This window comes from Arthrobacter arabinosi, from assembly GCF_054511115.1.
Map to the genome: position 1 here is coordinate 37,556 of NZ_JBTNDF010000008.1, position 6,933 is coordinate 44,488.

The window sequence follows — 6,933 nt, forward strand, 5'->3', positions numbered from 1 at the left end:
GTTGCTACACCGTTCCGGGACAACGATCTTCAGTGGCGGTGGCTGACATCAGGATGGCCGATATTAGGGAATCGCCCGGTCTCAGGATGTGGCCGGTGTGACCGATGGCGTATGCGGGTACCGGTCCTCGGTGTGCGCTCCTTTACGCTTCGGGGGGCGTCCTTCGATCAGGAGATACAGCGAGGGTACGAGGATCAGCGTCAGCAGCGTTGAGGAGAACAGGCCACCAATGACGACGATCGCGAGGTCCTGGGAGATAAAGCCGCTTGAACCGGTCACACCGAGTGCCATTGGAGTGAGCGCGAAGATGGTTGCTAGCGCGGTCATGACGATGGGCCTCAGGCGTTGTCGGGCTCCGTCGGACACGGCGGACTGTACGTCCATGCCCTGCTTGCGGTACTGGTTGATGAGGTCGATCAGCACGATTGCGTTGGTGACGACGATGCCGATGAGCATCAACATGCCGATCAGTGCAGAGATACCCAGTGGGCGTCCTGTTACGAGGAGCAGAACGATCGCCCCGGTTGCCGCGAAGGGAATGGAGACCAACAGGATCAGTGGCTGCCGCAGGGATCGGAGGGTGCCGACCAGCAGCAGGAAGATGATTGCCACGGCCACTAGCATCGCGATGCCGAGTTGCTGGAACGACTCGGTCTGGGTTTCAGCGAGTCCACCTATTTCGGCGCGCGCACCTTCTGGAAGCTGCAGTTGAGCCAGTGAGTCCTCCACAGCGGTGGAGACGGCGCCGAGCTCACCTTCTGCAGGGGCGATGGAGATGGTTGTTACCTGCTCGCCGCTGTCCCGGATGATTTGGGCGGGAACAATCACCTCCTCGACGGTGGCGATGTCGGTCAGGGGGGTGGGGCCTTCTGCTGTGGGCAAGGGCAGCTGGCGCAGCTCGTCCAGGTCAGCTGGCGGGGTCGCTGAATCGATGTAGATGCTGATGTCCTTCTCATCGAGAGTGACCGACCCGACGGCTTGCGGTGACAGGGCGTTACCGACGATCCCAAGGACCTGCACTTCAGTCAGACCCCGGGTCAGCGCAGCTACCCGGTCGACGGTCACTTGCAGGATCGGCTGCGCGGGAGTGGCGTTCGTGGCTACGTCGGTGGCTTCCGGTGTGTTCTGCAGGGCCGAATAGACCGCATCGGCGGCTTCTGCCAGCGTTGCCTCATCCTGGGCGGTGACCTGAACATCGACGGTGCCGCCCAGGCCGCCGGGGGCGGATGCGGTGGTGAGAGCGATCTCGCCGGCATCCTCAATGCCGGCGACGGCGGCGCGCACATCTTCTTGCACGACGGCCTGATCAGTATCGGGAGAAGTGTTGACGATGAAGCTCGCCGTGACCCCACCGGCGCCGGTGAGTGCCAGTAGGCCTCCGGAGTTTCCGGCGGTGACCAGGACGTCCTGCACCCCGTCGATGTCAGCCAGAACGTCTTCGACCTTTTCCGCGCCTACCACAACGGATTCGAGGTCGGTGCCGTCAGGGAAGGTTTGTGCGAGGGACAGGCTGTTCTGCCCGGTGCTTCCGAGGAAGTCGACCTTCAGCAGTGGCACCAGTCCGACGGTGAGTACGAGCAGCAATACCGAGGCTGTCAGCGTGATGACGGGATGGCGCTGCGTGGAACCCAGTACCGGAACATAGACGCGCTGAAGCCAGCCGCGGCGTTCCTTGTCCTCGGCGGCCTCGCGGGTGGCATCCGTGCTCCCCAGAACCTGTGGCTGCTTGAGGAACCAGTACGACAGGACCGGCACGATGGTCAGGGCGACGAGCAGAGACGACAACATGGCGATGGTGACTGTCAGCGCGAAGGGAGCGAACAACTCACCCACGAGCCCACCGACCAAGGCGATCGGCAGGAACACGGCGACGGTGGTAAGTGTCGATGACGTGATGGCTCCTGCGACCTCGCGGACACCAACGAGGATCGCTTTTTGCTTCTCCTCACCGTAGGACAGGTGACGTTTGATGTTCTCGATCACCACGATGGAGTCGTCGACCACCCGGCCGATTGCGATGGTCAAAGCACCCAGGGTCAGCATATTCAGCGAGTACCCGCCGAGATTCAGACCAATGAACGTCACCAGCACCGACAGTGGAATCGAGATCGCGGTCACAAGAGTGGAACGTACCGAGAGCAGGAAGACCAGGATGACGATGATCGCGAACACCAACCCGAGGAGTCCCTCCACGGCGAGGTGCTCGATGGACTCCTCAATAAAGGGTGCCTGATCAAAAATGACGGTGAGGTCGATGTTACCGAGTTCTCCACGAAGCCCATCCAGGGCTTCAGTGATGGCGTGGGACACACCGACGATGTCAGCGTCCTGGCTCCCCGTGATCAGAATCGACAGTGCTTCGGCGCCGTTTGCGCGGGTGATGGACGTTTGCTCCTCAGCGACCAACGACACCTCGGCGATGTCGGATAGTGACACGACGGTCCCCGGCCGGGTTGTCGACGCAAGCGGAATCTGTCCGAGCGTCTCCAGCGCCATGATGTTCTCGCCACCCTGAACCGGGCGCAGGGTGCCGTCATCACTGATGCTGCCAAGGGGCAGCGTGACCCCGTTTGCCTCGAGAGCGTCCGTGATTGCGGTCGGCGTAATGCCGTCGGTAGCAAGGTCGGCAGCATCAGGAGTGATTACGACCCGCTGTGTTTCAGCTCCGGAGACCGTCGCCGAGCCGACGCCCTCGATTCTTTCGATCTCGGGCACGACCGCCTCTTCGATGGTCGTCGTCAGTTCTGGCAGACCGACCCCGTCACTACCGGCAGTGATGAACATGATCGGCAACGACGCAGTCGACAGACTCACCACCTGGGGATCCGCCCCCTCCGGAAGTGTGCCGTCGAGGGTAGCGATCGCGTCCTCGACCAACCGCTTGGAGTCAGCTGCCGCCGTGCCGAAGGTGAAGGACACCGAGATGCTCGACAGCCCGCTGGAACTCGTCGAGATCACCGAATCAACGCCCTCGACACCGGAAAGGGCGGTGGACAGGGGAACCCCTACGCGCTGATCGATGACTTCCGGGCTTGCTCCCGGCACCGGAGTGATGATTTGCGACTGCGGGACCTCGATGGAGGGAATCAGTTCCTGCTTCAACTGAGTCATCGAGAACACCCCGAAGGCGGCTATCACAATCGTGATCAGAGCAACGAGTGCACGGTTGGCAAGGCTGATGTCGGCCAGACGGAACATGGTGTCCCTTTCACAAATAATTGTTAGCGCGACACGAAGCTTAGCATGTAGCTAACCATCAATTTGGGTGGATGAGGCCGTAGCGTGGAGTGATGATGACTGATCAGGCAGGGGAGCGCGAACGTCTTCTTCAGGAAATCGTCGAGGTACGAACCACCTTTGAGACGTCCTCTCTGCGTGCTTTCCTCGAGCCCCTGCTCACGCTCGACCTGACGATCCAGCAGCTGCGCGTGTTGGCGATTCTTGTGGCCGAGGTGGGAGCGACAACCGGGCAGAGTCTGTCGAAAATGCTCGGCGTTTCGTTGGCGACGGTGTCCGGGATCGTTGATCGTCTCGAAGCCCATGGGATGCTCGAGCGGGTCCTTGACCACGAAGATCAGCGTGTCCGGCGATTGCTTGCCACCACGCTCGGCAGAAAAACCGTTCAGCACCTCCTGATGGCGCAGTCACAGTTAAATGTTGCTCCGCTGGAACTCCTCGAAATTGAGGACCTTCGCGCCCTTGCCCAAGGACTGAAAGCCGTTGTGCGGGTCACCGCAGACCTTGCCGACCCGACCGTGTAGCAGCCGGGCTTTCCTCCTCGACGCTTCTACTCTCACTCGACCGGTGTTTAGAACCCGGCCGGTGACCGGAGAAGCGCAAAGACAGGAACGCTGCGGAACATGACAGATACTCGGTAGAATCACGGGGGCCAGTATCAATGGGATCGGCGGCTTGCTGGGCTGATTGAGTTCGTGGCCGAGCACGGAGTGTAATATCCCCTTCTACGTGTCCGGCCCACGGGCGCGAAGGTTTTCCGCAGACGCACGTCGGCGGTGACGACAGGAGTCCGGATGCGCTTGGCCGAGGAACACGTCGAATTGCGCAAGGGTGCGCACCGGGTCACAGCAGGCGCCATGGCTCCTGAGGGCGAGGTTGCCCCATGACGTCCTGGACCCTGGCCGATGCTCCCGATCAGACCGGTCGCACGGCGCTCGTGACCGGGGCGAACTCCGGCCTCGGGTTGCAGACGACCCTGGCCCTGGCCCGCAAGGGTGCCCGAGTCCTTATGGCGTGTCGCGACGCCGCCCGTGGTCAGGCTGCGCTGCAGCGAGTCAAGACCGAGGTTCCGGGCGCCACCGTGGAGCTCGTCGCCCTGGACCTGGCCGCGCTGAGTTCAGTGGAGGCGGCCGCCGGGCAGGTGCAGGAACGCGCCGCGGTCCTGGACCTATTGGTCGATAATGCTGGCGTCATGGCGACACCGCGGCGTGTCACGGCGGACGGCTTCGAGATGCAATTGGGCACCAATCATCTCGGGCACTTCGCCCTGACCGGCCATCTGTTGCCGCTGCTGCTCGCGGCACCCGATCCTCGGGTCGTGGTCGTCTCCAGCGGAGCGCACCGGATCGGTGCGATGCGCTTTGAGGACCTGCAGTCCGAGCGCTCGTACTCGCGGTGGGGCGCATACGGCCAGAGCAAACTGGCGAACCTGCTGTTCGCCCGCGAGCTGGGGCGCCGCTACCCGGCGCTGCGTGTCGCCGCAGCGCATCCTGGTTACGCCGCCACCCACTTGCAGAACGGACATGGCTCATCACTGCTGGCCGGTGTGATGAAGATCGGCAACGCCGTTCTGGCGCAGAGCGACGAGGCCGGCGCCCTTCCCTCGATTTACGCGGCCACAATGCCGGACGTGCGCACCGGTGACTACTGGGGACCGGGCCTGTTCGAGCTGCGCGGCGCCCCGAAAAGGGTCGAGCGTTCTGCGGCGGCATCCGATGACGCGGCGGCGCGGCGGCTGTGGGAGGAGTCCGAGCGGCTCACCGGGGTGGTCTACCCCGCCGCTGGCTGAATTTGCTGAACCTCTCCCCCGACCCTGCCGGCCGAGGAAACGTCGAACCGGCCCGGCGCACAATCGGTTGTTCGCGGGCCGTTATTGATCCGCAGGTGGACGCCACCGCTTGCCGCACGCCGGTGGTTTTCTCTGGCAGGCCGAAGGTGGCGTTGAACGCTCACTGATCCGTCCTCGTCGTCGGGGCTGTCGGGAGGCCGGCGTTGATGCGTTCTCCATAAGGTCGTTTTGAATTCGGCAGGAGCACTGATTATGGAGATCACTTGGTCGCACCGGGCACTTGCGTCGTCCAGGACAGCAGGGACGCTGGCATTTCCTCCGATCATGACCAGGTGTTTGTGCCGGAATGGGTGCATATCCGGGTTCCGCGTCAGGGCGACGACTCGATGGCCGCGTTCCAGTGCTTGCTGAACTATTTTCCGACCCGAGGGCCCGTTGGCTGCGAGGACCAGCACCCGTGACAACAGCGACCTGCTGGTGCTCTCGTCGGCCGCGGGTACCGGTCCTGCTGTCATAGCTGCACGGTTTTGTTGGTGATTGGATCGTTGTCGGGATTCTTCGTCACCGCGGCACGCAGAGTCCCGAGGGCAAAACCAACGGTGCTGCTGGGTCCTTCCCAGTACTCCGCGGAGTCGGCGTGGATCTTGATCAAGGTGATGCCCTCGGTGTCCACTCCGTCCGGGAACCACGCCTTCAGGGTCGGGGTGTAGAGCTCTTCGGCTTTGTGCCGGTCATGAACAATCTCTGCGCGGCCCGTGATCGAGGTCCATGAACTGTTCTTGTCGTTGGAGAACGACACGTTGACCGCCGGATTCACCTTGATCTGCGCGACCTTCGCGGATTGTTCGTAGGCGAAGAACCACAGGTCTCCGTCGAACTCTGCTTCCTGCAGGCCCATCGGCCGGCTGACGTGCTGCCCTTCGGCTGTCATCGTGGTCAGCATCGCCACTTTCGCGTCGCTCACCAGTTCGGCGATGTGCTTGCTGTCCTTGGTAGTCGTATCAGTCATGAGAACCTTCCCGAGTAGGAGAACAGAATCCACCACGAAAGAAACAGGATTCTGTAAGGGAGGCTAGCATCGGGGACGCGGTAAGAGGAGTGGGTGTTGTGGACGATGATCGAGGGTTGACAGCCCAGGAGCTGGATCAGATTCTGACGTGGAGCATCGTGCGTGTGGCGCGCTTTATGGGACAGCGCCTGTCCGAACGGCTCGCAGCCCAGGGGCTCAACCCCATTCACTTTGGTGTCCTTGCGTACCTGGCGATTGCCCCGGAAATGACCCAGGCTGATCTGGCACGGTCCGTGCTGGTCCGTCCGCAGAGCATTGCTCCGCTGCTCGACGGACTCGAAGAGCGCGGGCTGATCCGCCGCACAGGTGACCGGACCCGCGGACGCCGGAACCCGGTAAAGATTACCGACAGTGGCAGGGGAGCACTCACCACCGTGTGGGACATTGCTCTGACCACCAACGACCTCAGCGACGCAGGACTCACAGGTATGGAAAGCACCGAACTCAATCGGCTTCTCCTGAAAATCATCCACAACACCAGCAGCACCAAGCTCGACGGCTTCTATGGATAGACCCACCCCACCCAGCGCTCCCACGACCTCCCGACACTGCACGGTTCCACGCGGAATATCGATATGGCGGTGCTCCTCAGAATGAAAGGGACTGTGCGGTAGCGCACCGCTCCGCCGAAGGACAGCATGCTGACGGATATCTAGGGTGGAGACGTGGCCGCGGAGTCGCTTCGCTACTTCATTGGATTCAGGTTCGTCGTACATCGGTTCTGGATCAACACCAGAAGGACAGATGCGATGACGGAGATCGGGTCAAGCCCCTGGGAGTGGTGTAGCGCTGCGTGATCCCTCGCGGGGTTAAGCGGTCAGTGCGGGGCGGGCCTCCT

At 62.3% G+C, this 6,933-nt stretch carries 6 protein-coding genes; 3 read left to right on the forward strand and 3 right to left on the reverse strand.

From position 1 onward, the window contains the following. Positions 1-81 precede the first annotated feature (81 nt). Entirely contained in the window at positions 82-3,198 is a 3,117-nt protein-coding gene (locus ACX80P_RS15650) for an efflux RND transporter permease subunit (RefSeq protein WP_459279035.1), read from the reverse strand. 92 nt (positions 3,199-3,290) lie between these two features. Here ACX80P_RS15650 and ACX80P_RS15655 point away from each other — a divergent pair, with 92 nt between their 5' ends. Together ACX80P_RS15655 and ACX80P_RS15660 are read left to right on the forward strand one after the other, a co-directional pair. Further along, a complete protein-coding gene (locus ACX80P_RS15655; RefSeq protein WP_459279036.1) occupies positions 3,291-3,761 on the forward strand; it encodes a MarR family transcriptional regulator in 471 nt (156 codons plus the stop codon). 359 nt (positions 3,762-4,120) lie between these two features. After that, on the forward strand, positions 4,121-5,026 hold the full coding sequence (locus ACX80P_RS15660) for an oxidoreductase (RefSeq protein WP_459279037.1): 906 nt from the start codon (positions 4,121-4,123) through the stop codon (positions 5,024-5,026). On the opposite strand, the gene ACX80P_RS15665 is transcribed toward ACX80P_RS15660, so the two are convergent. Together ACX80P_RS15665 and ACX80P_RS15670 are read right to left on the reverse strand one after the other, a co-directional pair. Continuing rightward, on the reverse strand, positions 5,008-5,541 hold the full coding sequence (locus ACX80P_RS15665) for an NAD(P)H-binding protein (RefSeq protein ID WP_459279038.1): 534 nt from the start codon (positions 5,539-5,541) through the stop codon (positions 5,008-5,010). The genes ACX80P_RS15660 and ACX80P_RS15665 overlap by 19 nt on opposite strands. Beyond that, on the reverse strand, positions 5,538-6,035 hold the full coding sequence (locus ACX80P_RS15670) for a pyridoxamine 5'-phosphate oxidase family protein (RefSeq protein WP_459279039.1): 498 nt from the start codon (positions 6,033-6,035) through the stop codon (positions 5,538-5,540). The genes ACX80P_RS15665 and ACX80P_RS15670 overlap by 4 nt, the downstream gene beginning before the upstream one ends. A 98-nt stretch (positions 6,036-6,133) precedes the next feature. On the opposite strand from ACX80P_RS15670, the gene ACX80P_RS15675 reads away from it, so the two are divergent. Next, positions 6,134-6,607 (forward strand): MarR family winged helix-turn-helix transcriptional regulator, encoded by a 474-nt coding sequence (locus ACX80P_RS15675; RefSeq protein WP_459279040.1) that lies wholly within the window; start codon positions 6,134-6,136, stop codon positions 6,605-6,607. The last annotated feature ends 326 nt before the right edge of the window (positions 6,608-6,933 follow it).